A 22,453-nucleotide genomic window follows, 5' to 3' on the forward strand; every position below is an offset into this window, starting at 1 on the left:
CTTTAATTATAAAAGGGATCTCTTTTTACAGCAAGAATTTTTTTCCTTAATCTAGCATTTTTCATAGCGTTTTATATAAAAAAATTTAAAAATGGTGATAAGTACAAGCACTCATATCCCTGATTCATATAGTAATAGTGGGGGTGATACTAAATGAGCATTAAAAGAAAAAAGCGTAACGAAGAGTCTCCAAACGGCAAAGGTCGTGGATGTGAATCAAACGGTACAGGTGGAAAGGGACTTCGTGGTTCTGAATCTCCAAATGGTAAAGGTGCAGGTGCTGCTGCAGGTGCTGCAAATGGTTTAGATTCTAATGAGTTGCTTGGAAAGAAGCTTCGCAAAAAACTTACTGATGGTGCCTCTACTCCAGTTGCTGCTGCTGACGGGACAGGCTCTGGCGCTACTGTAGAAGCACTTCGTTCATTATTAGATTCTGGGCTTTCAGGAAAGAAGTCTAAAAAGTCTTCAAAGAAAGCTTGTAAAAAGTCTAAGAAGTGTAAGGAAAATAATACTGACAGCTGCTGGGAGTAGGAGTATTCCCTAAAAAAAAAAGCCCCTCAACGGGGGCTTTTTTATATTTATTTGGCTAAACCGACTTTTTCTGCTGCATTCTGCTTTAAATAGGTCAGTGTTGCAGCTCCTAATAGATTTGCAGCAACCAATAACGCATCTTCGTTGATTTTAAACTTCGGATGATGATGCGGGTATGTCTCATCCCAAGCTGTATCTTCTGCACCTGTAAAGAAGAAGGTACCAGGTACTTTTTCTAAATAATACGCATAATCTTCCCCGCCCATCTGCGGTTCGATCTCCTCAAGCTCTTGCACACCCGGCACTTTTTTAGCGACATCGACTACAAACTCTGTATCTTCCTTATGATTCACGACTGCTGGATAGCCTCGTTTAAATACATATTCATAGGACGCATCTGCTGCGAGACACGTTCCTTTTGCAATACGGTCGATCTCTTGCTCGATCGCAACACGCACATCTTCTTTAAACGTTCGAACCGTACCAGTAAGTTTCGCTGAATCGGCGATTACGTTAAAAGCATTTTTCGCTTCAAACGCACCGACCGATACAACGGCGGCATCCAGCGGATTTACTCGGCGGCTTACAATTTGCTGCAGATTTGAAACAAGCTGCGCTCCGATCACGATGCTGTCTTTCGTTTTATGAGGCTGTGCTCCATGTCCGCCTTTTCCCTGAACTTTAATTGTAAAAGAATCAGCAGCTGCCATCACTGGACCTGTTCTGTATCCGATCGTTCCCGTTGGCATCGTTGCCCAAAGGTGTGTTCCGTAAATGACGTCAACCCCGTCCAGGCAGCCGTCCTCGATCATGACGATCGCTCCGCCCGGCGCTAATTCTTCAGCGTGCTGATGGATAAATACAACATTTCCCTCGAGCTCATCTTTCATTTCGTTTAATACTTTTGCCAAGACAAGAAGTGTAGCTGTATGACCATCATGTCCGCAAGCATGCATCACTCCCGGAACATTTGATTTATAAGGAGAATCGTTTTCTTCCTGAATGGGAAGTGCGTCAAAATCAGCTCGCAGTGCGACGGTTTTACCTGGCTTACCTCCTCTTAATGTTGCTACTACTCCTCTTCCGCCAACTCCTGTTCGAACGTCTAATCCTAATTTTTCATGATAAGCTGCAATAAATGCTGGTGTTTCCACTTCTTCAAATGACAGCTCAGGATTTTGATGAAGATGTCTGCGGATCTCCACCATTTCATCATGATAGTTTGCCAATCTACTGAATAATTGTTCCAAACCCGCTCACTCCTTCTAAAGTTTCTACATTTTTATATATTCGCCAGGACCTAATGGAAGTCCTAGTACATACCAAATAGCAAATAGGATACACCAGAAAATCGTGTAGGCGATCGTGTACGGAAGCAACGACGAAATGAGGGTTCCCATCCCCATGTTCTTGTCGAACTTTTTAGCAAAAGTAAGCAGGATTGCAAAATAGGCAAGCATCGGCGTGATCGTATTTGTAATCGAATCTCCAATCCTGTACGCCATCTGTGTAAACGCCGGACTGTAATCTAACGCCATGAACATCGGAACAAAAACCGGACCTAGTATCGCCCACTTAGCTGAGGAGCTTGCAATGAACAAGTTCACGAGCGCTGTGAACAGAATGAAAGATAGTAATAGCGGCAGTCCTGTAAATCCTGATTCTTTTAAAAAGTCAGCGCCTGTTATAGCAATGATCGATCCTAAATTGCTCCAGCTAAAATAAGCAATCATCTGAGCTGCGATAAAGGCAAGAACGATATAATACCCCATTCCGCTCATCGCTTTCGTTAGATGCTCGGCAACATCTTTGTCGTTCTTCAATGCTCTGGAACCGAACCCATAAGCCATCGCTGGAATTAAAAAGAATAAAAGCATGATAGGTACGAGTGAATCCATAAAAGGTGAGTCGATGAGTTCACCTGTCTTTGGATGACGAAGCATTGCTCCTTCAGGAACGGTAACGAGTAGTATGATCCCTGTGTAAACGAGGAGAGAAATTGTCGCCCACTTCAAACCTCTTTTTTCCTCTGAGGAAAGTGCCTGTTTTTTAACCTCAAGATCTTCAGGTGCTTGGTACTCACCGAGTCTCGGCTCTACAATCTTAGTCGTTACCCATACGGCTACAGGCAAAAGAACAAATGTGGAAGCTAGCATGAAGTAATAGTTCATTGCTGGATTCGCTGTATACTCTTTATCCTGAAGATGTGCTGCGGATTCTGTGAAACCAGCAAGCATGACATCGAGCATGCTGATGATGATGTTGGCACTGAATCCTCCCGCTACTGCTGCATAAGCTGCTGCAAGCCCTGCGATCGGATGACGCCCGAGTGTTAAGAACACCATCGCTGCTACTGGCGGAAGTACAATTAGAGCAGCATCGGCAGCAGCATTTCCGACAATTCCGATGAATATAATGATAGGCAAGATAAGTGCTTTTGGTGAGGCTAGAACGACTCTGCGCATAAATGCTGAGATCAGACCTGTTGATTCAGCTAGTCCCACACCAAGCATGACAACTAGGACCAGTCCTAGAGGAGGAAAATTCACAAAGTTGCTGACCAGTTCTGTCAGCATCCGTTTAATACCCTCTTCGTTTAATAGATTCACCGCTGTAATTCTTTCATTGTTGGCTGGATTCACTGCACTCCAGCCTGTTACTCCTGCTATAAGTGATCCAATAAGGATAAGTGCTGTAATAATCACAAATAAAGTAAGAACATCCGGTAGCTTATTTCCGTTTTTCTCTACCCAGTCCAATAGCCTGTTAAAGACGTTCTTAGGTTTTTGATCCGGCTCTGGCGGTTTTGGTGTTGGTACTGCTTTAATTGCTGAACGTGCCATGATAATCCTCCCCTTTTGTTATGATTATTCAGAAAATTGAATTTCTTAACATTCTACAGACTGTTCGACAGGCTTTCAAGAGGGAATTAAGAACACAACTTTCTTACTACAACCTACTGTTGTCATGGGCTAAGAGGAATGTAAGGGCTTTCCTTTGCAGAATTTTCTTTCATTTTAAAATTTACCAGTCTGACATCTTTCGCTATAATAAATCTATCATTTTGCTTTTCGAACATATCTTTTTTAAGGAGCGAACTTCATGGATCTTTTGTTAAAAGAAAGTCTGAAAGCAAGCTATAACGAAAAAGCTGATTCAAGAGACAAAGCGGATATAGGAGAATGGAAGACTATTGAGTTGAAATCTTATATGGATGCCCTCAACAATGAGGAATTTCGAACAGTTCTAGATATCGGCGCAGGCTCTGGACAGCACGGTAAATATTTGTCCGATCACGGCTTTGATGTAACGTGTATCGATCTTTCTCCAAGCATGGTCGAAACATGCCGTATGAAAGGATTAAAAGCAGAAGTGATGGATTATTATACACTCGATTTCGATGCTGAATCCTTTGATGCTGTATGGGCGATGAATACACTGCTCCACGTTCCAAAAGTGAGTCTGCCTGCTGTTCTAAAAAACATTCATACGGTCCTTAAAGAAGATGGATTGTTTTACATGGGAGTTTACGGCGGTAAAGATTCGGAAGGCGTTTGGGAAGACGATACTTATATACCAAAAAGATTCTTTTCTTTTTATACAAACGAGGACATTCAAGACGTTGTATCGCCATTATTTGAAGTGCTGAACTTTCATGTCGTTCCTGATGCTGGCGGGAGCATGGACTTTCAATCTTTATTGCTACGTAAGAAAACATTGGATGAATAACAAAAAGCTCCTCGATGGAGGGGCTTTTTAGATTTTTCTCATATATTGGAATGAAATGTGACCGGTTCGTCTACTTACCTTTTCGGATTGTTTTACAAATCCCCTCGCCTCATAAAAAGGAATTCCTTTTTCATTACCCTTTTGCGCTGAAACCCATTGTTCTTTAATCCCTAGACTTTTTTGATAATCCGTATAAAAGCTTAACAGTTTACTGCCAATTCCCAACCCTCGCTTATCGGGATCCATATAAAAGACGTAGATCTCACCTATTCCGTCACCGGTTGTTCCACCGCCAATTGCCCCTGCTACATGACCTTCCTCTTCCACAACGAAATAACCGTGCCAATCCTCACTGAACTCCGTGACTTCTTTCAAGATCCTATCGTGGTTATAATAGTCTTCAATAACCTGCTCTACATACGCGTCATCTTCCAAATAACCGTATGTTGCTCTCCATCCTTCTGAACAAACTTTAGCTATTCCTGCCACATGTTTTGTTCCTGCTTTTTTTAATGTAAGCCCCGCTAAATTCTTCATTTTTTCCACCTCTTTTATTCACTTCTAACCCCAATTATAATCTATTTTTTGGTAAAATAGAGATATACATCTCAGTCAGTCAAAGGTCTATTTAACCTATGAAAGGCGGACGATTTTTTGACAAAATTGATTACTAAAAATGAACATGTTTATGACATGCTGGACTCGCTTTTACGTGATGAAGGTGCATTCTGGAATTCTTTTTATGAAGATCGAAATAAGAAGATTCCTTTTTTTATTGACGCACCGGACGAGAATCTAGTGGACTATATGGAAAAAGGCATTATTAAGCGTGGGCGGGTTCTTGAGCTAGGATGCGGACCTGGACGAAACGCTATCTATCTAGCAGAACAAGGGTTTGAGGTGGATGCTGTTGATCTTTCGAGCGAAGGGCTTCAATGGGCACGTGAACGAGCGGATGAAAAAGGCGTTCATGTTAACTTCATTCAAGGCAATATCTTTAAACTCGACATCCCTCAGGATGAATACGATCTAATCTATGATTCTGGCTGTTTTCATCATGTCCCTCCTCACAGAAGAGTGAGCTACCTTCATCTATTAAACAATTGTTTAAAAGCCGGCGGGCATTTTGCGATAACGTGTTTTGATGCAGAAGGAATGGGACTTGATTTACCGGATGAAGAAGTTTATCGAGAGCGGACGATGAAAGGCGGCCTCGGTTATACATTTGAAAAGATGCGTGAGGTATTTTCAGGTTTTGAGGAGCTCGAACTTCGTAAAATGAAAGAAGTGAAGCAGCCCGCAGACACGTTTGGTTTGCCATTTTTATGGGCTGGATTATATAAAAAATAAAAAGGGGCTGTCCCAAAAGTAAGGTAAACTTACTTTTGGGAGCCCCGAATTTTTTATTTTACCAAAATAAAAAATAAAAAATAAAAAATAATCCCAAATTTAGTTATCTTGGCCGGTGCTAAGCAACCTAAATATAAGTACTATTTTATTTATGAGCCTTGGAGAAGATTTATGGGCCTTCAAACAAGTTTATGGTCCTTTAAAATTTTTTATGAGCCTTCAAATTTTTTTATGAGCCTTCAAAATGTTTTATAGACTATTCGACAAACCACCCGAAAAAAATTTACCCCTTCAGCACAACAAAATCCCGCCATTCTTCTGGAAGCATCTCCACATATTTGCGGCTTAAAAACCGGTCGTCTACGAGGACAAGCGTTCCGCGGTCCTCCTCAGATCTGATCACCCTGCCTCCAGCCTGCAGCACTTTGTTCATGCCCGGATAAACGTATGCAAAATCATAGCCATTCTTCCCTGCGCTTTGAAAATAATCCTTCATCGTATCGCGCTCTAACCCGACTTGCGGCAATCCGACGCCAATGATTACTGCACCTGTTAAGCGGTCTCCTTTTAAATCAATTCCTTCTGAAAAAATGCCGCCCATGACAGCAAAGCCAACAAGCGATTGCTCCCCGGCTGTATCAAAATTGGCCAGGAATTTCTCACGCTCCTCTTCTGACATAGCAGGGTGCTGAACAATAGGATGAAATGCTGGGTCTTCTTCCAAAAGCCGATCTACCACATCGGTCATATAGCGATAGGACGGGAAAAAGACAAGATAATTCCCCGGCCGCTTATTTACAAGATCCATAATCATTTCCTTTATCGGTTCGATCGACTTTTCTCTATCTCTGAAACGAGTAGATAGAGGCTGAATAAAGACATCCAGCTGCTCCTTCTCGTAAGGTGACGGCATGCGTATCACATAGTCTTCCTCCCCGCCTCCAAGCATCTCCATAAAATAGGATAGCGGAGAAAGAGTAGCAGAGAAGAAAATGCGCGAGCCATATTTTTTCCCTGTTTGAAAAAGCAGCTGCGACGGATCCATGCAGAACAAACGAACCACAACTTCGCTTTTAAGCACATCAATAAATGTTACAAATCTCTCATCATAAAAATCTGATATCTTTACCATCTGAAGCGCAGCAAAATAGGCTTCAAGCAATTGCTCATCACTTTCACCGCTTGCCAGCAACTGTTCTGCCTGCACCAGAAAATCATCCAAACAGCTGATAAAGTCTATAGGCAGCTCTTGAACAGCAACCTGCTTCTCTCCGTGTTCTTTTTTCAGTTTCAGCATTTCGTCATTTACTGCTTTAGCTGTTCTCCATAGCCTCTCGTTCTTTCCTTTGTATTCCCGGGAAAGCTGCAGAAACGCTGATTTCTGCAGTTCTGCAGAATACATACTGCGCGCGCGATCTACGAGATTATGCGCTTCATCCATGAGCAGGATCGTCTTTTTCTTTTGTTCTTCAAACAACCGTTTAAAAGATACACGCGGATCAAACACGTAGTTGTAGTCACAGATCACGCCATCGGCCGCATATGCCAGATCAATCGAGAATTCAAACGGACAGACTTTATGTTTTTGGGCATATTGAGAGATGACATCACGATTCATTATCGTTTCATTTTTTATAATATCTAGTACCGCACTATTGATCCGATCAAAATACCCGTCAGCAAATTCACAGTATGAAGAGTCGCAGCGCGTTTCCTCTTTAAAACAAACCTTGTCTTTCGCCGTAATGGTTACACTCTGAAAGAACAGACCTTTTTCATTCATGAGTTGAAGGGCTTCTTCTGCATTCTTTCGGTTCAGTGTTTTGGCTGTAAGATAAAAAATCTTTTCTGCCTTTTCCTCTCCCAAGGCTTTAACAGCAGGAAAAAGGGTAGAAATCGTCTTCCCAGTCCCCGTTGGAGCATTAGCAAAAAGTGTTTTTTTATCTGCGATCGTCTTATAGACCGCTCCTGCAAAATTCCGCTGTCCGTTTCGGTAATGATCGAACGGAAAAGGAAGTTCTCGGATGCTTGCGTTTCTCTGCCGCAGGTTCTCTAACCGAAGTTTTGCATAAGGAGCATAGCTTTTTACGATGTGGAGAACGAACTCCTCGAGCTCTGGTAAGGTACAGGTTTCCTGAAACCTTTTTTGTTCACCAGACTCCACCTGCACATATGTGAGCTGAACCTTCACTTCGTCTTTTTCTTCTTTTTTTAAGTACATATAGGCGTAGCACTTTACCTGAGCCCAGTGGACGGGGTAAGAATCTTTCTTTATATCATCTAATTGTTTTGCCGTTGATTTGATCTCATCAATCGTCACAAGATCTTCTTCCTGCAAAAGACCGTCACAGCGGCCTTCTACGATGTAATCGATCTCTTCAAACGCATAGCTCATCTGCAAAAATACTTCTGCAGCATCTTTTTCACCATAGGTTTTTTGTATCGTTTGATGAGCTTTCGTACCCTCTATTAATGAGGATGTCGTCTTAAATCCTGATTCAATACTTCCTGAACGGAATACATATTCGACAAGTGATCGAACAGATATTTTTACAGATTGAGGCATGAATTCACCTACCGATTCCAATCAATAATTTATAGTTTAATAGTAACATAATGCACTTGAGTTCACTCAACCACTTCCAGTATTTTGTATTTCCTTGCTACCTATGTTTAAAAATAGTACTATTCTTGAAAATTGCTATTGCTACTCAATACTTTTATGATAAAATTTAAACTGTTTGAAAGCGATTACATAAATGTCTGGGGGCTAAATAATATGTCTACACAAACTACTTCACTAGTTAAAACATTAAACCTAAAAAACTTTACGCACGGCACATCTGAACAGCGCAAAGAGTTTGCTGCTCAATTTGAAGCTGGTCTGAAAGAAACAGGTTTTATCATTTTAGAAGGTCATGGTGTGAATACTCACTTGATCGAGAAAAACTATGAACTATGGGAAAAGTTTTTCACACTTGATACAGAAATTAAGCAAAAGTATGAAGGTGTTGAAGGCGGAGCGCGCGGATACACTGGATTCGGCAAAGAACATGCGAAGAACCGTTCAGTTGGAGACTTAAAAGAATTCTTCCATGTGGGCCAAGAGCTTCCTGTCGGACACCCGCTTTCAGGTGATTATGCAGCTAACGTTTGGCCTGAAGAAGTGGCAGAGCTTCGTCAATATGCGTTGAACTTCTATCGTGAGTTGGAGCGTGTGGCTCGCAACATGCTTGAAGCACTTGCGATTCAAATGGACCTTCGTCCAAGATTTTTTGCTGACATGATCCAAGACGGAAACAGCATTCTTCGTGCAATCCACTACCCGCCGCTTGATGATTCAATGGATAAAGGTGCGATTCGTGCAGGTGAGCATGAAGACATTAACTTGATCACTCTTTTAGTAGAATCAACGGCTTCTGGCTTAGAGCTTCTAACTCGTGAAGGAGAATGGGTGCCTGTTAAAGCTGAAAAAGGAAAAATTATCGTTGACGCTGGGGACATGCTTTCCCGCATCACGAACGAAGTGATCCCGGCAACTACTCACCGTGTAGTAAACCCTGAAGGCGAGAACACATCTCGTTATTCCATGCCGTTCTTCGTACACCCATATCCGAATTCATTGCTGGAGACGATTCCTTCATGCATCTCTGCAGATAACCCTGAGAAGTATCCGCCGATCACAGCTGGTGACTTCTTATATGAGCGTCTCGTTGAAATTGGTCTGATCAAAAAATAAGCACACAAAAAGCTGGTCCTAAAAGGATCAGCTTTTTTTATTGTACAACATGCCCGCTATAAGGTTTTTCCCACTCTCTTTCTTGCATTGTTTGCAGCATGCCTACCTTCCAATTATTCTTTTTATTAAAAGAAATATATACATCCCGATATTTTTTCTCTTGGCCGTTTTCCACCATAACGAGATCGACATAGCCAATAGGCCAGCCGTCGTCCATACGGATACTTAAATTTTCGTAAGACTTTATGTAAGTCCCTTCTGTAAACAACTTCTTGTTCCTGTTTACCCAAGTGTCTTTTGCTTTTTCCTCAGATATCGTAACATCTTCGTCATACCCACCATTGTAAAAATAAATCAGATCAAACGCTTCTTCAAAGTTTTGATTCGCTGCTTGTTTTAAAAACTGTGACGCTTGCTGGCTAGCTTGGAATCTCACCCATAGATCAGGTCCTAAAAGTATAGAAAAAGCAATGAAAAAAAGTCCTGTTACGATCCATATAACTTTTCTAAAGTTTTTCATAAAAATACCTCTGTTCTGTTTTCTCTATACTATCCATTTATTGTAATTATTGCTATGTAAATTTCATGACAGATTCATGATGAAAAAAAACAGCCCTCTTATTCTGAGGACTGTCTAACTACGGCATCATCATTTAAATCTGCTGTACAGTTTTGACACTTAACTGCTCTTAACGGTATTGTAGACAAGCAATATTTGCATTCTTTTGTATCCGGTTCTTTCACTTCTTCTTTCTTTTTCAAACGGTTGATCTGCTTCACAACTAGGAAAATAACAAGAGCGATAATTAAGAAATTGATGAGCGTATTTATAAAAAGTCCATAATTCAGTGTTGCTGCTCCTGCTTTTTGGGCTTCAGCCAAAGAGGAATAATCCCCTTTTCCGAGGTTTATGTATAAGTTGCTAAAATCTACTTTTCCTAGCAATAGACCGATTGGAGGCATGATCACATCTTCAACTAAAGAAGTTACAATCTTTCCAAATGCTGCCCCGATGATTACCCCAATGGCAAGGTCCATCACGTTTCCGCGCATAATAAAAGTCTTAAATTCGTTCCACATCTAATTCTATTCCTTTCTACATGGCTATTTATATGTATAACCATACAATAGATCCCTTAAAACTTCAGCTATTAAATCTCTTTAAATCGACTGTAAAAAGATCCTTCATATCTGTACACACATCTTCATCAAACACCAGCTCGAGTAACTCCACACTTTCAATTCGGGCAGTAAAAGGCCCCAAATGTTTTACTGAGTAATCAAAAGCCTCTACCAGCTTTTCATGTGTCAGATGACTTGCAATCGTACAATGAGGAACCCACTGTGATGGCGCATATAAAGACTTCGGGTCGATTACTCCTTTAAATCGTTCATGATAACTAGTGTGAAAGTCTGTTAAATTCGAATCTTTAGTAGGTGCTGCGTACAATGTTCCACTGTTTAAAAACATGCCGATAGACGGAAAAAACAACTGAATCGCAGACTGATTCATAAAGTACTTCTCCATTTCTTTTTTAAACAGCTCTACTTCCAGATCATTATGAGTGGCAATCGTAACATGCGGTCTCATACCGTAATCAGCTATGCCTGCCTTTTTCATTCCATCTCTTAATTTATCTATTTTTTCTTCGGTTTCCCGATCTAGAAATCCCAGAATTCCGTACATCATATCAGCTCCTGAAAAAAGATTTTATTAAAAGTACAAGACGGTTAATACCGTAGATCACTAACACATCGATTATTAAAAATTCTATTGAACCACCTAAATCCTCTTCAGGTGTAAGCGTTGAGGACCAATAGATATAGAAACCTGCAAAAATCGTTGCACCCGCTAATGCTGTCTTCCAGCTTGCTACATTCAACAGGCCGCCAATAAGACCTAATAATAAGCTCAAAACCGGAAAGATAAAGAGTAAGTAAAGCATAATATCTAACATAAAATACCCCCAGAATAAACCCTCTAATCCAACATTTCTGTTGTAGTAATTATACCTTAATCCAAAGTTTGGTAAATATATCTTTCGACTTTTTCAAGTATGACCACCTATTCCGCTCTTGTCCCGAAAAAATGGGCTAATTCCGCCCAAACCTTTAACTTGTACCCTTAATAATCTGTCATTGTAAAGAAGGAGGTGGGTTATATGGGATTTAAGTCACACGGAAACAGCTTTGCTTTGATCGTAGTGCTATTTATCTTGTTAATCATCGTTGGGTGCTGCTGGTGCGGTGGTTACGGCGGCGGTTACGGAGGAGGCTGGTGTTAATCACCACCCTTCTTCCAAGCTGGAAGTAAGGCGCTGATATAATCTAGCAATCAATTGCGTTAAAACCTTTTGCTTAGAACAACCCCTCGAATGACTACAGAGATAGAAAACTAGAGAGAGAAAAAAGACCTGCACTCTTATGAGGGCAGGTCTTTAACATTTTAAGAACCGCTCGTAAATCTTCAGAACCGCTCGTAAATTTCTAGAACCGCTCGTAAATCTCTAGAACCGCTCGTAAATCTCTAGAACCGCTCGTAAATCTCTAGAACCGCTCGTAAATCTCTAAAACCGCTCGTAAATCTCTAAAACCGCTCGTAAATCTCTAAAACCGCTCGTAAATCTCTAAAACCGCTCGTAAATTTCTAGAACCGCTCGTAAATCTCTAGAACCGATCGTAAATCTCTAGAACCGCTCGTAAATCCCTAGAACCGCTCGTAAATCTCTAAAACTGCTCGTAAATCTCTAAAACCGCTCGTAAATCTCTAAAACCGCTCGTAAATCTCTAAAACCGCTCGTAAATCTCTAGAACCGCTATTATTTCTTCTATGAAAATAGCATTCAAGCAAGCTAACAACAAAAAAACACTGCAGGAGCCACTCTGCAATGTTTTCAACATCCACTTGATGAAGCTGACGCTTTAAAGATTAATTACTCTTTGAAGCACGTGATCTCTTTCTTCGACTTTTACTTCTGCTGGTTTCAATTTCCCTGCCACTTCATATACAACAAGATCAGCATTCGTTCTTAACGATTCAGCTGTTCTCTCCTCACATCTGATCAGTAAATAAACCAAATCGCCTCTTACATCTTGTTTTAGAAGCTGAATATCATCCGAACCATTAAAACCTACGGATGAACCGATCACAGCGTATACCCCTACCAATGACCCCGCGACTGATTTACTGCCTAAAGAATCAGCTTTCACAACAGACTGCTTCTTCCTTACAGCTCCTCCTGAATGAGATTGAAGCACATACGTTAAGTCTTCAACCATCGCACTGGCTGTTGGGAGTTTTCCTGCGCCGGCACCTTGAACAGTCACTTTGCCAGCAAGACTTGTTTCTACCATGATTGCGTTCTGTACATCTTCCACTCCGTATAGAGGATGTTCCGCATCAACGAGCACCGGCTTTACGGAAGCTGTGAATGTGCCCCGATCACTTCTGATCCGCGCTAGATGCTTCACTTTATAGCCCCAGCGGCTAAACACTTCAATCTGCTCAGACGAAACTTCGGTGATTCCTTTTCGCTCCACTTCATCCCAGTTTGGCGAACTTCCAAAAGATAACTCGCTAAGGATCATGAGCTTATAAAAAGCATCAAATCCCTCTACATCATTTACGGGATCTGCTTCAGCATATCCGAGTTCCTGAGCCTTCTTTAACACTTCTTCAAACGTTAACCCTTTTTTACGCATGTTCGTCAAAATATAATTAGAGGTGCCATTTAAAATAGCTTCTACCGATAGAATATCGTTCACTTGCAGAAGTTGAGAAATGCTGCGGATAATCGGTGTTCCTCCAGCTGTTGTCGCTTCATAGCCCACAGAAACACCGGCTTCCTCGGCCTTTTTAAGCAATGTTTTTCCGTGTTTGGCAAACATCACTTTGTTGGCCGTGATAACGCGGCACCCTTTTTCAATGGCTTTGCTTAAATACGTGAACCCTGGCTCTTCTCCCACAATGGCTTCAAAAACAATCTGAAGATCTGGGATGTTCAATACTTCCTCAAAATCAGTCGTGACTAGGATATGTTCATCTACATCCCGCTTTTTTGCACCATCTTTTACTAAGATGGCTTCGATAATGACTTCCTCACCCAGTACAGTTTTCAGCTGTTCTCTGTGAGTCTTTAACGCATCATAAACACCTTGCCCGACTGTTCCAAAACCAAGCAATGCCGCTTTAATAGGTGCCATATTGCAGCCTCCTCTCCTGAGTCAATGCATTTTTTACATAAGGTCCCCACTTATCGAACTCTACTAAGAAACCATCATGACCAAAGTCTGTTTCAATCGAATAATAAGTTCCATAACGAGTGTGTTTAACAAATGCTTCAATCACTTCAGGCGGATAAAGCAGGTCACCTTCGTATCCAAAGGCATGGACTTCCGCTTGAATCTGTGAGGCTGCTCGTTTCCAGCCGCCAAGCTTATCGCCAATATCATAAGCATTCATCGCATATAGAAGAGTCAAATAACTATCCACATCAAATCGTTTCGTCAGTTTTTCCCCTTGATAATTCAAATAGGAATCTACTTGAAAGTAAGGCTTTCCTTCCACGTCTTTCTCACGTATTTCTCTTTGAAATCTATCATTAAAGAGCTTTGGCTGCCTGTATGTCAGAAGTCCCGCCATCCTTGCAATCTCCAGACCTACTAACCTTTCTCCTTCAACTCGCCTGCCGCTTCTATAGACTGGATCATTTACAATGGCATGAATCGCCATCCTGTTAAAACCTACACCATAATCATTCAGGAATGGAGTGGCTGCAAAAATGAATACTTTTTCCATAAAATAAGGATACTGAACGGACCATTCCATCGCCTGCATGCCGCCAAGGGAACCACCTAAAACGGCAAAGAGCCTTGGTACGCCTAAAACATCTAACGCCTGGCGCTGAGCACGAACCATGTCTCGTACCGTAATAAAAGGAAAAGTCTTATGATAGGGCTTGCCGGTTTCGGGATTGACCTCAGCCGGACCCGTTGAACCGCTGCATCCTCCGATAACATTAAACGTAATAACGTGAAAAAGGTTTGTATCAATGTATCCTTCGGGTCCGATCAGTCCTCTCCACCAGCCTGGCTCTTTTTCTGAACCGTATGCATGCTGATTTCCTGTAAGAGCATGGCATAACAGGAGCACCGGTCCCTTCGTATTTCCGGTTATCTCATATGCCAGCTCAGCATCCGTTATTACTTGGCCTGACTCTAAGGCAAAATCACCGATTCTCACCTTGCCGACTTTTCGGTTTGCTTCAAGCAAGTTTTTGCTGCTCACGGGCCTTCAGCTCTCTTCGTAAAATTTTTCCGCTGATCTTTGTTTTCGGGAGTTCCTCTACAACTTCGATCTCACGCGGTGCTGCATGCGCCGCAAGTTCCCCTCTAACATAGACACGGATCTCTTCTAACAGATCACTGCTCTGTGAATAGCCGTCTTTCAGCACGATAAACGCTTTAACGATCTCTCCCCGAATCGGATCAGGTTTCCCGATCACACCTGCTTCAGCGACAGCTTCGTGCTCGATGAGTTTGCTCTCGACTTCAAACGGGCCGATTCTTTCACCTGATGAATTGATCATGTCGTCCGAACGTCCTTGGAAGAAGATATAGCCGTCGTCATCACGGTAAGCAAGGTCACCCGAAACGTACCAGTCACCCCATCCAAAATAAGATTGATATTTCTCAGCGTTCTGCCACACTTCTCTCATAATGGCTGGCCAAGGTGCCTTGATCGCTAAGTGGCCCACAGAAAATGGCGGCAGTTCTTTTCCTTCTTCATCTAATACAGTTGCTGTTATTCCTGGAAAAGCTTTTCCCATCGATCCTGGTTTAATCGTTGCATTCGGCAGATTCACGATCAGCTGCGCACCGGTTTCTGTCATCCACCATGTATCATGAATTCTTTTTTCAAGAATATTCTTGCCCCAATAAATAACCTCTGGATTTAACGGTTCACCTACACTCAGAATATGGCGCAGTTTTGATAGATCATATTGTTCAGGCAGCTTATTCCCTTTTGCCATCAGCATACGAAACGCAGTTGGAGCACTATACCAGACCGTTACGCCGGCATTTTGCAGCGTTTCATACCATTGTTCTGCTTTAAAGCGTCCGCCATGAACCACAATCGTTGCTCCATTTAAAAGAGGTGCAAATACTCCGTACACGGTTCCTGTAACCCAGCCTGGATGTGCCGTGCACCAATACACATCATCTTCCTGAATATCAAGTACCCAGCGTCCGGTTAAATATTGCTGTGTCATCGCGCGATGTGCGTGAATGATTCCTTTCGGCTTGCCAGTTGAACCAGATGTATAGTGAATGTTCAGCCCGTGCTCTGGTTCCACCCACTCCACTAGGCTCTCAACATCTCCAACAGAGTCCAATTCATCTATTAGTGAAATTTCTCCATTTTCACCAGCTCCATCAGTTAAAAAGACCGTATGAAGACTCGGCAGCTCATTCCTTGGCACACGTTTATAGAGGTCTTGATCTGTGATTAAAAAAGTTCCTTCACAGTCTGCTATGCGGTCTCTTACAGCATCAGACATAAATGCTTCAAACAGCGGACCGACAACTGCTCCTAGTTTAATAGCTGCGAGCATGGCAATATGGCAATCAGGATGTTTGGGCAAGAAGACAAAAACGAAATCTCCTTTTTTTACACCATGTTTAGAAAGCACGGCTGCCCATTTATCTGTTGTATCCTTGAGTTCCTCGTACGTGATCTTAAACTCTAGTGAATCATCCAAGTAATGCAGAGCTGTTTTTTCACCGCGCCCTTCTTCCACATGACGATCCACACATTCATAAGCCATGTTAGTCTTGCCATCCGCTCTCCTGTTAAACCTTTTTGTTATGGAGTCCCAAGAAAATGGCGCGTCATCTCTGTCAGTTACAACATTATAGGTCCCGTTTACAGGTTCAATGGATGCTAGTTTTGTCATTGCTCGTCACCTGCTGCTTTCTTTTCAACATTTAATAGATTCAAAATATGTGCCTTCTGTTTTGAGAGATAAGCATCTCCACGTGTTCTCGGCTTTGGTTTTTCAACTGCTACTTCAGCAAAAACTTCTCCAGGCTGTCCTTTTAAGATGAAGATCCTGTCACACAGGTAAAGAGCTTCATCGATATCATGAGTGACAAGCAGCATCGTCGTCTGCTTCTTTTGCCAGATTGATAGAAGGAGGTCCTGCAGCTGCATTTTTGTAAATGCATCTAGTGCACTGAATGGTTCATCTAACAGCAATACTTCGGGTTCTGTGATCAGCGCTCTTGCGATTGCTGTCCGCTGTGCCATCCCGCCAGATAGATCTTTCGGATAATGTTGGTCAAAGCCAGATAGGCCCACAAGGTCTAAATACGTTTGATATTTGTTCGATTTTCGTTCTTCTTTTTCTAGACCAAATGAGATGTTGTCTTTCACAGACAGCCATGGCAAAAGCCGTGGTTCCTGAAACATCATGCCGATATTGTCGTTTCCGTCTTTCGAAGAAATCTTGCCTTCGTAGTTCGGATCGAGTCCTGAAAGCACACGCAGCAGTGTACTTTTTCCGCATCCGCTCGTTCCTAAGATTCCGATGATCTCACCCTTATCCACGGAAAAATTTATGTTTTGAAACCCAGCCTGGTTATTGTTAAACGTCCGTTTTAAACGGTTGATGTGAAGCATCTGTTCCCCCTCCTTCTAAGCTTGGTTGCTTATGCTGTCCTGCCATTTAAGAGAACGATATTCGATCCATTTTAGGACTGAGTCTGTCACTTTCCCTAATACAGCAAAGAGCAGGATACTGGCAATGACGGTATCTGGTGAATACGTGTTCTGGCCGACGACCAGCAAATACCCTAATCCTTCACTTGCTCCCATCAGCTCAGCTGCAACAACGAACATCCAGCCTAGTCCGAGGCCGCTTCTCATTCCTGTGATAAAAGATGGCAATGCTGCTGGTAAAATAATGCGTTTCGTCAACTGAAATGGAGATAGCTGATAAATCTTGCCGACTTCTATCAGCTTTCGGTCAACCCCTTGAATGCCTGCCACGATGTTCAGATACACCGGGAAAAACACTCCGACTGCAATTAACGAGATCTTGGAAGGCTCTCCGATTCCCATCCATAAAATAAACAGCGGTACCCATGCGAGAGAAGGAATGGAACGAACTGCTTGAAACAGTGGGTCAAGCAGCTGTTCAGCTGTTTTGGCATACCCAACGACCGCTCCAACCACGACCGCGGCTCCTGTACCAATCGCAAATCCTAGGAACACGCGTGTTAATGTGATCGAAACATGGCCGAACAGCGAACCATCCCTATACATGCTCATTATTTTTTCTAAAATAACGCTTGGTGCCGGAAGCAGGTGCGGCGCCAGCAATCCAGCTTTCGCAGCCAGCTCCCAAGCTATAAGCAAAACGACCGGCAAGATAGAACCAAGAACAATTCCACGGCCTTTTTTGAATAGACCTTTTGGAGATAAGAGCTTAGCAGCTGTTGCTCTCTCGCCCGCTTTCCATTTTTGTGTTTCTGAAATCACTGGCACTTCCTCCTTCCGTCTTATTTATTGATTACTTTTTCAGCAAATTTAGGGTTGATCAGTTCTTTTACGAGTTTTTGGATGTCTGTATCCTTTTTGACAATCTCTTCTGTCTGAAGTACTTCGCCTGCAGCCGATATAGCTTTTTCGTGCTGTGATCCTGGAACAGGTTCCGAGAAGTTATTTCGTTCGAGTTGTTTTTTAGCGACATCTTCTTTAATCCCCGCCTCTTCAGATAAAAGATTTGCTGCTTCCTCTGGATTTTCAAGTGTCCACTTTCTTGCTTTTTCATAAAGCTCGATCACTTGTTCCACTTGCTTCGGATGATTCTTAGCAAACTCTGTACGAACATTCAGCGTTCCGTACGTATTAAAATCCGGATTGCGATAGATATATTTTCCGCCTGATTCCAACTCTGTTCTTGCCATATGCGGATCCAGTCCTGCCCAAGCATCAACCTGGCCTTTAATCAAAGCGTTCGCACCATCAGCATGCTGAAGGTTTACAATTTGAACATCTTTTGCTGAAAGTCCCGCCTCACTCAGTGCACGCAATAAAAAGATGTGAGGATCTGTTCCGAATGTTGCGGCTACCTTTTTTCCTTTAAGGTCTTTTACATCCTTAATCGTGTTGCCGTCCTTCGTAACGAGTGCTGTCCATTCCGGCTGTGAATAGATATAGACAGATTCGATCGGTGCACCTTTATCTTTTGCGATGAGGGCTGCTGCTCCGGCCGTGGAACCAAAGTCCACACTATCGGAATTCAGGAACTCCAGCGCTTTATTGCTTCCCAGGCTCTGTACCCACTCTACTTCAATGCCTTCTTTTTTAAAGGTTTCCTCTGCCCAGCCAAATTTCTTCAGTGCCAGGCTTGTTGGCGAATAGAACGCGTAATCCAGTCTGATTTTTTCTGGTTTTTCTCCTTCTTTTGCTGAGCTCGAGCAGCCCGCTAATAATAGTGCAGCTGCTAAACTAACGAGCAGCGTTCCTCTCCACCAATTTTTCATTTTATTTTCCCTCCACTTTAGTTATCTCTATTTGTCTGTCTCTATTTAAACTTCACACGCATACGTTGCGATCGTACCTCTTAAACGCTGTGCCTCTTTATAGGTGCAGCGGTTATGAACCACATCGATTCCCGCTTCTTTTGCGATCCTCGCCGCTTCAGGCGAGATGACTCCTTCTTGAAGCCAGAATACTTTTGGCTGCGTGATCGCCGCTTCTTTGGCAAGCTCGATCGCTGCTTCAGGACTTCTAAACACCTGAACCACATCGATTGGGAACGGAATGGACTTTAGGTCTGGATAAGCTTTTTCATCCAGTACTTCCGTTTCTCTCGGATTTACCGGGACGATCTTATACCCAAGACGCTGCATCTTTCGTGCAAGTCTATGGCTTGGTCTTGCCGGATTGGAACTTAACCCGACGATCGCAAGTGTCTTTGGCCGCTGGATCTCCTGTCCGTTTTCAACTGCTCTGTATAGTGACGACTGCAATGCCCAGCGGATTACTCCTTCATCGTTGATCGTGATCTCTTTATTTTCCGATTCGATTCCCGTTGCCACCTGAATCGCTCGGTCCAGATCGTTCGTTAAATCTTTTACCGATTCAATACCGATCGATAAACGGATCAGTTCTTCTGTTACACCCGTTGCTTTTAATTCCTCACCACTTAACTGCTGATGAGTGGTTGATGCAGGATGGATTATGAGTGACTTTGCATCACCTACGTTTGCTACATGCGACCAGAGTGAAATATTGTTGATCACTTTGCGCCCGGCATCACGCCCGCCTTTTATGCCGAAGTTTACGATCGAACCGAAACCGTTACTTAAATATTTTTTCGCCAGCTCATGACTCCGATGAGATGGAAGCCCCGGATAGGATACCCAATCGACCGCTGGATGTTTTTCGAGATATTCTGCCACCTCTTGTGCATTTTTTGCATGCTTTTCAACTCGCAGGTGCAGCGTTTCTAGTCCTTGTAAAAGGAGGAATGCGTTGTGAGGGCTTAAGCATGCACCGAAATCTCGTAAAAGCTGAACCCGAAGTTTCGTAGCGAATGCAAGCGTTCCAAAGTCTGTCGCATACCTTAACCCGTTATAGCTTCTGTCAGGCTCAGTGAATCCGGGAAATTTCTCAGAGTTCCAGTTGAAGCGTCCTCCGTCAACGACCACACCGCCGATCGCTGTACCATGACCGCCGATCCATTTTGTCGCTGAATGGATAACAATATCCGCTCCCCAGCTTAATGGCTTAGTCACATATGGCGTTGCGAACGTATTATCGATTAACAGCGGCACTCCGTTTTCGTGTGCAATGTCTGCTACAGCCTCAATATCTAGTACGTTCAAGCTTGGATTACCAATCGTTTCAGCAAAGAACGCTTTCGTGTTCGGAGTAACTGCTTTTCTGAAATTCTCCGGATCCTCTGCATCAACAAACTTTACGTTGATTCCGTATTTTGGAAGAGTGATAGAAAATAGATTGTAAGTGCCGCCATAAAGGTTTGTCGCCGCTACGATCTCATCTCCCGCTTGTGCGATGTTTAAGATAGCGAGCGCGATGGCCGACATCCCAGAAGAGGTTGCCACTGCTGCCACCCCGTCTTCAAGAAGTGCTACTCTTTTTTCGAAAACGTCAACCGTTGGGTTACCGATTCGGCTATAGATATTCCCAGGTTCATCTAGTGCAAATAAGCTTTGTGCATGATCCGTATCCGAAAAAACATAAGACGTTGTTTGGTAGACGGGGACCGCCCGTGAACCAGTGGTCGGATCAGGCGCTTGCCCTCCGTGTAAAAGTAATGTTTCAATGTCGTATCCATCATGAGATTTTGTCATTTTACTCTCTCCTTTTTGTATTAAAAGTGATAAATTATATAGGAAAACTAGGGATAAAGGTTATAACTTTTCCCTTAAACGATATGCAATTTTAAAAATGAAAAAATTGAAATGAAGTTGTTGAGAAGTTTAGAAGAGGAAAAAAGAAAAATCCCCTTCCTAAGAAGAGGATTTTGGCCTCCTCTTATCTGTCAGATCGAAAATGATCTGTAGGAATTGGCACCTTTCCAAACCAAATGTGGTTTGTTGGTTGCCGGGCTTCATCGGGCCTAGTCCCTCCGCCTCTCTGGATAAGAGATATCGTATTATTTTTAACACATTAACGTGTTGATGTTTGTTTTGTTCTTGAATAGGATTATAGTGCATTCGGTTTTTAAAAGTCAACCGTTTTTTGAAAACTTTTAAAAGTCGTACAAAAAGCTTATCGTTCAACTGTCAGTTTTCAAATTAAGAATATGTCTATGCTATGCATGTTATGCCAACTTCGTTCCGCTTTTTTTATCTTCCCATTTAAATTCTTCAATTCTTTTAACAAGTACAGGGATTCTGTTGGCGATCGCAGCTTTTTCTCCGTAACGAATTTTCTGTTCTGAATTCAGTTCGGAAGCTTGCAGCAGGTTTAATTGGGATGCAGCTAGACTAGTTAGTTTAATGAACTCTTCTTGTTTCACTCGCCTTTTTACATCAGCATCACCATTACAATACCCTTCCATAAATCCATCAGCTATGGTTTGCAGCTTTTCCTCAAAACGTTCAAACTGATGCTTTGCATAGCGTGGTGCATTAAAAAAAGTTGGATACAGTGTTTGATAATTGTTTATAAAGTTGCCCGCTAAAGAATCTCCGCTGTATAAAAGCGGAACGGGGTCGATAAGGCTTACTCTTCCATCTGAATGAAGCAATATATTTTCAGGAGAAGTATCTTGGTTTGTAAAAATAATTTGAGATTCATCCAGCTTCCGGTTAATCATGCATTCTTCCAAATGAGCCATTGCTGATGGGAGAATCGGCTGATCGTAACTTTGGATGAAATCTTTAAAATCACTTAAGTATTCTTTGTTTTCTTCCTTCATGAAATCAGCGACACTGGACTGAAACTGTCCTTCAACGACTGTGCCATTCCATTTCAAGTATCCGAATCCTTTTAAACCGTGCTGGGCAGTGTTCATATTCCGGAAAAATTCACCCATTTCGGCACCAGCCTGAAATGCTTCCATGAACGTAAAACTCTCAAGTTTTAACGCTTTACCGGCATACGATTCAACGGTAAAAGTCTTGCCGTTCTCAACATGATAGTAAAAAAACTCCGGACAGATACCAGGCTTTACGCTGTTTGCGATTTCATAATAAGCTTTCGTTCCTGCATATTCTGCAAGACTTGCCGCCTCGTTAAATTCTACCTTCTTACCGTATGCTTCCTGCTTAGGAAATCTTACAACTACAGCTTCCCCTGCAGACAGCTGAACGAGATACGCCTGATGCCATGCACCCTCCCCTAAGTATTGAACCTGCGTAGTATCTTTTAAAGGCTCAAGACCGCTCTTTTGCAGCGCAAAGTCTATCAAATAAAATGTTTCTTTCATAGATGTTCCTCTTTCTTTGTTCATCATACTTTTATCCTGCATATATTCGCTAACTGTCGAAAAAAACCCTTTTTCCACATTTTTCTGCAAGATTTTCACTGCGAGGGAGGGTATTATCGGAGGAGCTCATAAATCT

21 protein-coding genes and 1 riboswitch are annotated in these 22,453 nt (G+C 42.4%); of the genes, 5 read left to right on the top strand and 16 right to left on the bottom strand.

From position 1 onward, the window contains the following. Positions 1-153: 153 nt before the first annotated feature. Positions 154-531 carry a hypothetical protein gene (locus EV282_RS14940; RefSeq protein WP_130296557.1) on the top strand — a complete coding sequence of 126 codons (378 nt, stop codon included), beginning with the start codon at positions 154-156 and terminating at the stop codon, positions 529-531. Between the two features lie 47 nt (positions 532-578). Here the strand turns inward: EV282_RS14940 and EV282_RS14945 are convergent, their stop codons facing one another. Together EV282_RS14945 and EV282_RS14950 are read right to left on the bottom strand one after the other, a co-directional pair. Further along, positions 579-1,739: a M20 family metallopeptidase gene (locus tag EV282_RS14945; protein WP_130297018.1), complete on the bottom strand. Its 1,161-nt coding sequence runs from the start codon at positions 1,737-1,739 to the stop codon at positions 579-581. A 66-nt stretch (positions 1,740-1,805) separates the two neighbouring features. After that, on the bottom strand, positions 1,806-3,374 hold the full coding sequence (locus EV282_RS14950) for an AbgT family transporter (protein ID WP_130296558.1): 1,569 nt from the start codon (positions 3,372-3,374) through the stop codon (positions 1,806-1,808). 259 nt (positions 3,375-3,633) lie between these two features. On the opposite strand from EV282_RS14950, the gene EV282_RS14955 reads away from it, so the two are divergent. Then, a complete protein-coding gene (locus tag EV282_RS14955; protein WP_130296559.1) occupies positions 3,634-4,260 on the top strand; it encodes a class I SAM-dependent methyltransferase in 627 nt (208 codons plus the stop codon). A 27-nt stretch (positions 4,261-4,287) separates the two neighbouring features. On the opposite strand, the gene EV282_RS14960 is transcribed toward EV282_RS14955, so the two are convergent. Then, positions 4,288-4,797 carry a GNAT family N-acetyltransferase gene (locus EV282_RS14960; protein ID WP_130296560.1) on the bottom strand — a complete coding sequence of 170 codons (510 nt, stop codon included), beginning with the start codon at positions 4,795-4,797 and terminating at the stop codon, positions 4,288-4,290. 156 nt (positions 4,798-4,953) lie between these two features. Here EV282_RS14960 and EV282_RS14965 point away from each other — a divergent pair, with 156 nt between their 5' ends. Beyond that, entirely contained in the window at positions 4,954-5,610 is a 657-nt protein-coding gene (locus EV282_RS14965) for a class I SAM-dependent methyltransferase (RefSeq protein ID WP_130297019.1), read from the top strand. A gap of 283 nt (positions 5,611-5,893) precedes the next feature. Here the strand turns inward: EV282_RS14965 and EV282_RS14970 are convergent, their stop codons facing one another. After that, the gene (locus EV282_RS14970; protein ID WP_130296561.1) at positions 5,894-8,176 is read right to left on the bottom strand and encodes an ATP-dependent DNA helicase; all 2,283 of its coding nucleotides are present in this window, start codon (positions 8,174-8,176) and stop codon (positions 5,894-5,896) included. 213 nt (positions 8,177-8,389) lie between these two features. On the opposite strand from EV282_RS14970, the gene EV282_RS14975 reads away from it, so the two are divergent. After that, positions 8,390-9,349: an isopenicillin N synthase family dioxygenase gene (locus EV282_RS14975; RefSeq protein ID WP_130296562.1), complete on the top strand. Its 960-nt coding sequence runs from the start codon at positions 8,390-8,392 to the stop codon at positions 9,347-9,349. Between the two features lie 37 nt (positions 9,350-9,386). Here EV282_RS14975 and EV282_RS14980 read toward each other — a convergent pair whose 3' ends face one another. From EV282_RS14980 to EV282_RS14995, 4 genes are all read right to left on the bottom strand, one after another. Next, the gene (locus EV282_RS14980; RefSeq protein WP_130296563.1) at positions 9,387-9,869 is read right to left on the bottom strand and encodes a hypothetical protein; all 483 of its coding nucleotides are present in this window, start codon (positions 9,867-9,869) and stop codon (positions 9,387-9,389) included. Positions 9,870-9,967: 98 nt separating this feature from the next. After that, positions 9,968-10,429 carry a large conductance mechanosensitive channel protein MscL gene (gene mscL, locus EV282_RS14985; RefSeq protein WP_130296564.1) on the bottom strand — a complete coding sequence of 154 codons (462 nt, stop codon included), beginning with the start codon at positions 10,427-10,429 and terminating at the stop codon, positions 9,968-9,970. 64 nt (positions 10,430-10,493) lie between these two features. Then, entirely contained in the window at positions 10,494-11,036 is a 543-nt protein-coding gene (locus tag EV282_RS14990) for a 2'-5' RNA ligase family protein (protein ID WP_165389483.1), read from the bottom strand. Between the two features lie 4 nt (positions 11,037-11,040). Continuing rightward, on the bottom strand, positions 11,041-11,307 hold the full coding sequence (locus tag EV282_RS14995) for a hypothetical protein (protein ID WP_130296566.1): 267 nt from the start codon (positions 11,305-11,307) through the stop codon (positions 11,041-11,043). Positions 11,308-11,511: 204 nt separating this feature from the next. On the opposite strand from EV282_RS14995, the gene EV282_RS15000 reads away from it, so the two are divergent. Further along, on the top strand, positions 11,512-11,634 hold the full coding sequence (locus EV282_RS15000) for a YjcZ family sporulation protein (protein WP_130296567.1): 123 nt from the start codon (positions 11,512-11,514) through the stop codon (positions 11,632-11,634). A gap of 637 nt (positions 11,635-12,271) precedes the next feature. On the opposite strand, the gene EV282_RS15005 is transcribed toward EV282_RS15000, so the two are convergent. From EV282_RS15005 to EV282_RS15040, 8 genes are all read right to left on the bottom strand, one after another. Beyond that, positions 12,272-13,552 carry a homoserine dehydrogenase gene (locus tag EV282_RS15005; protein ID WP_130296568.1) on the bottom strand — a complete coding sequence of 427 codons (1,281 nt, stop codon included), beginning with the start codon at positions 13,550-13,552 and terminating at the stop codon, positions 12,272-12,274. Next, entirely contained in the window at positions 13,539-14,636 is a 1,098-nt protein-coding gene (gene metX, locus EV282_RS15010; RefSeq protein WP_242611888.1) for a homoserine O-acetyltransferase MetX, read from the bottom strand. The genes EV282_RS15005 and metX overlap by 14 nt, the downstream gene beginning before the upstream one ends. Beyond that, a complete protein-coding gene (gene acsA / locus EV282_RS15015; RefSeq protein WP_130296569.1) occupies positions 14,614-16,305 on the bottom strand; it encodes an acetate--CoA ligase in 1,692 nt (563 codons plus the stop codon). Before acsA ends, metX begins: the two co-directional genes overlap by 23 nt. Next, positions 16,302-17,030 (bottom strand): ABC transporter ATP-binding protein, encoded by a 729-nt coding sequence (locus EV282_RS15020; RefSeq protein ID WP_130296570.1) that lies wholly within the window; start codon positions 17,028-17,030, stop codon positions 16,302-16,304. The genes acsA and EV282_RS15020 overlap by 4 nt, the downstream gene beginning before the upstream one ends. Before the next feature lie 15 nt (positions 17,031-17,045). Further along, positions 17,046-17,891: an ABC transporter permease gene (locus tag EV282_RS15025; RefSeq protein WP_425590198.1), complete on the bottom strand. Its 846-nt coding sequence runs from the start codon at positions 17,889-17,891 to the stop codon at positions 17,046-17,048. Positions 17,892-17,911: 20 nt separating this feature from the next. Further along, complete coding sequence (locus EV282_RS15030; RefSeq protein WP_130296572.1) at positions 17,912-18,898, bottom strand: aliphatic sulfonate ABC transporter substrate-binding protein; 987 nt, start codon at positions 18,896-18,898, stop codon at positions 17,912-17,914. A 45-nt stretch (positions 18,899-18,943) separates the two neighbouring features. Further along, positions 18,944-20,734, bottom strand: coding sequence for a PLP-dependent aspartate aminotransferase family protein (locus EV282_RS15035; protein WP_130296573.1), 1,791 nt, complete (start codon positions 20,732-20,734; stop codon positions 18,944-18,946). A gap of 181 nt (positions 20,735-20,915) precedes the next feature. Continuing rightward, positions 20,916-21,031, bottom strand: a riboswitch (SAM riboswitch). Positions 21,032-21,207: 176 nt separating this feature from the next. Continuing rightward, complete coding sequence (locus EV282_RS15040) at positions 21,208-22,317, bottom strand: hypothetical protein (protein WP_165389484.1); 1,110 nt, start codon at positions 22,315-22,317, stop codon at positions 21,208-21,210. Positions 22,318-22,453: the final 136 nt, after the last annotated feature.

It is taken from the genome of Fictibacillus sp. BK138, assembly GCF_004216955.1.
Lineage (GTDB): Bacteria > Bacillota > Bacilli > Bacillales > Fictibacillaceae > Fictibacillus.

Excerpts from the sequence above, each read along its gene's own strand:
- EV282_RS15040 (WP_165389484.1), bottom strand. The coding sequence starts at position 22,317 with ATGAAAGAAACATTTTATTTGATAGACTTTGCGCTGCAAAAGAGCGGT.
- EV282_RS14975 (WP_130296562.1), top strand. The coding sequence starts at position 8,390 with ATGTCTACACAAACTACTTCACTAGTTAAAACATTAAACCTAAAAAAC.
- EV282_RS14950 (WP_130296558.1), bottom strand. The coding sequence starts at position 3,374 with ATGGCACGTTCAGCAATTAAAGCAGTACCAACACCAAAACCGCCAGAG.
- EV282_RS14940 (WP_130296557.1), top strand. The coding sequence starts at position 154 with ATGAGCATTAAAAGAAAAAAGCGTAACGAAGAGTCTCCAAACGGCAAA.
- EV282_RS14960 (WP_130296560.1), bottom strand. The coding sequence starts at position 4,797 with ATGAAGAATTTAGCGGGGCTTACATTAAAAAAAGCAGGAACAAAACAT.
- EV282_RS14955 (WP_130296559.1), top strand. The coding sequence starts at position 3,634 with ATGGATCTTTTGTTAAAAGAAAGTCTGAAAGCAAGCTATAACGAAAAA.
- mscL (WP_130296564.1), bottom strand. The coding sequence starts at position 10,429 with ATGTGGAACGAATTTAAGACTTTTATTATGCGCGGAAACGTGATGGAC.
- EV282_RS15000 (WP_130296567.1), top strand. The coding sequence starts at position 11,512 with ATGGGATTTAAGTCACACGGAAACAGCTTTGCTTTGATCGTAGTGCTA.
- EV282_RS14980 (WP_130296563.1), bottom strand. The coding sequence starts at position 9,869 with ATGAAAAACTTTAGAAAAGTTATATGGATCGTAACAGGACTTTTTTTC.
- EV282_RS15030 (WP_130296572.1), bottom strand. The coding sequence starts at position 18,898 with ATGAAAAATTGGTGGAGAGGAACGCTGCTCGTTAGTTTAGCAGCTGCA.
- acsA (WP_130296569.1), bottom strand. The coding sequence starts at position 16,305 with ATGACAAAACTAGCATCCATTGAACCTGTAAACGGGACCTATAATGTT.
- EV282_RS14965 (WP_130297019.1), top strand. The coding sequence starts at position 4,954 with ATGCTGGACTCGCTTTTACGTGATGAAGGTGCATTCTGGAATTCTTTT.
- EV282_RS14945 (WP_130297018.1), bottom strand. The coding sequence starts at position 1,739 with ATGGTGGAGATCCGCAGACATCTTCATCAAAATCCTGAGCTGTCATTT.
- EV282_RS14970 (WP_130296561.1), bottom strand. The coding sequence starts at position 8,176 with ATGCCTCAATCTGTAAAAATATCTGTTCGATCACTTGTCGAATATGTA.
- EV282_RS15035 (WP_130296573.1), bottom strand. The coding sequence starts at position 20,734 with ATGACAAAATCTCATGATGGATACGACATTGAAACATTACTTTTACAC.
- EV282_RS14990 (WP_165389483.1), bottom strand. The coding sequence starts at position 11,036 with ATGTACGGAATTCTGGGATTTCTAGATCGGGAAACCGAAGAAAAAATA.
- EV282_RS15005 (WP_130296568.1), bottom strand. The coding sequence starts at position 13,552 with ATGGCACCTATTAAAGCGGCATTGCTTGGTTTTGGAACAGTCGGGCAA.
- EV282_RS15020 (WP_130296570.1), bottom strand. The coding sequence starts at position 17,030 with ATGCTTCACATCAACCGTTTAAAACGGACGTTTAACAATAACCAGGCT.
- EV282_RS14995 (WP_130296566.1), bottom strand. The coding sequence starts at position 11,307 with ATGTTAGATATTATGCTTTACTTACTCTTTATCTTTCCGGTTTTGAGC.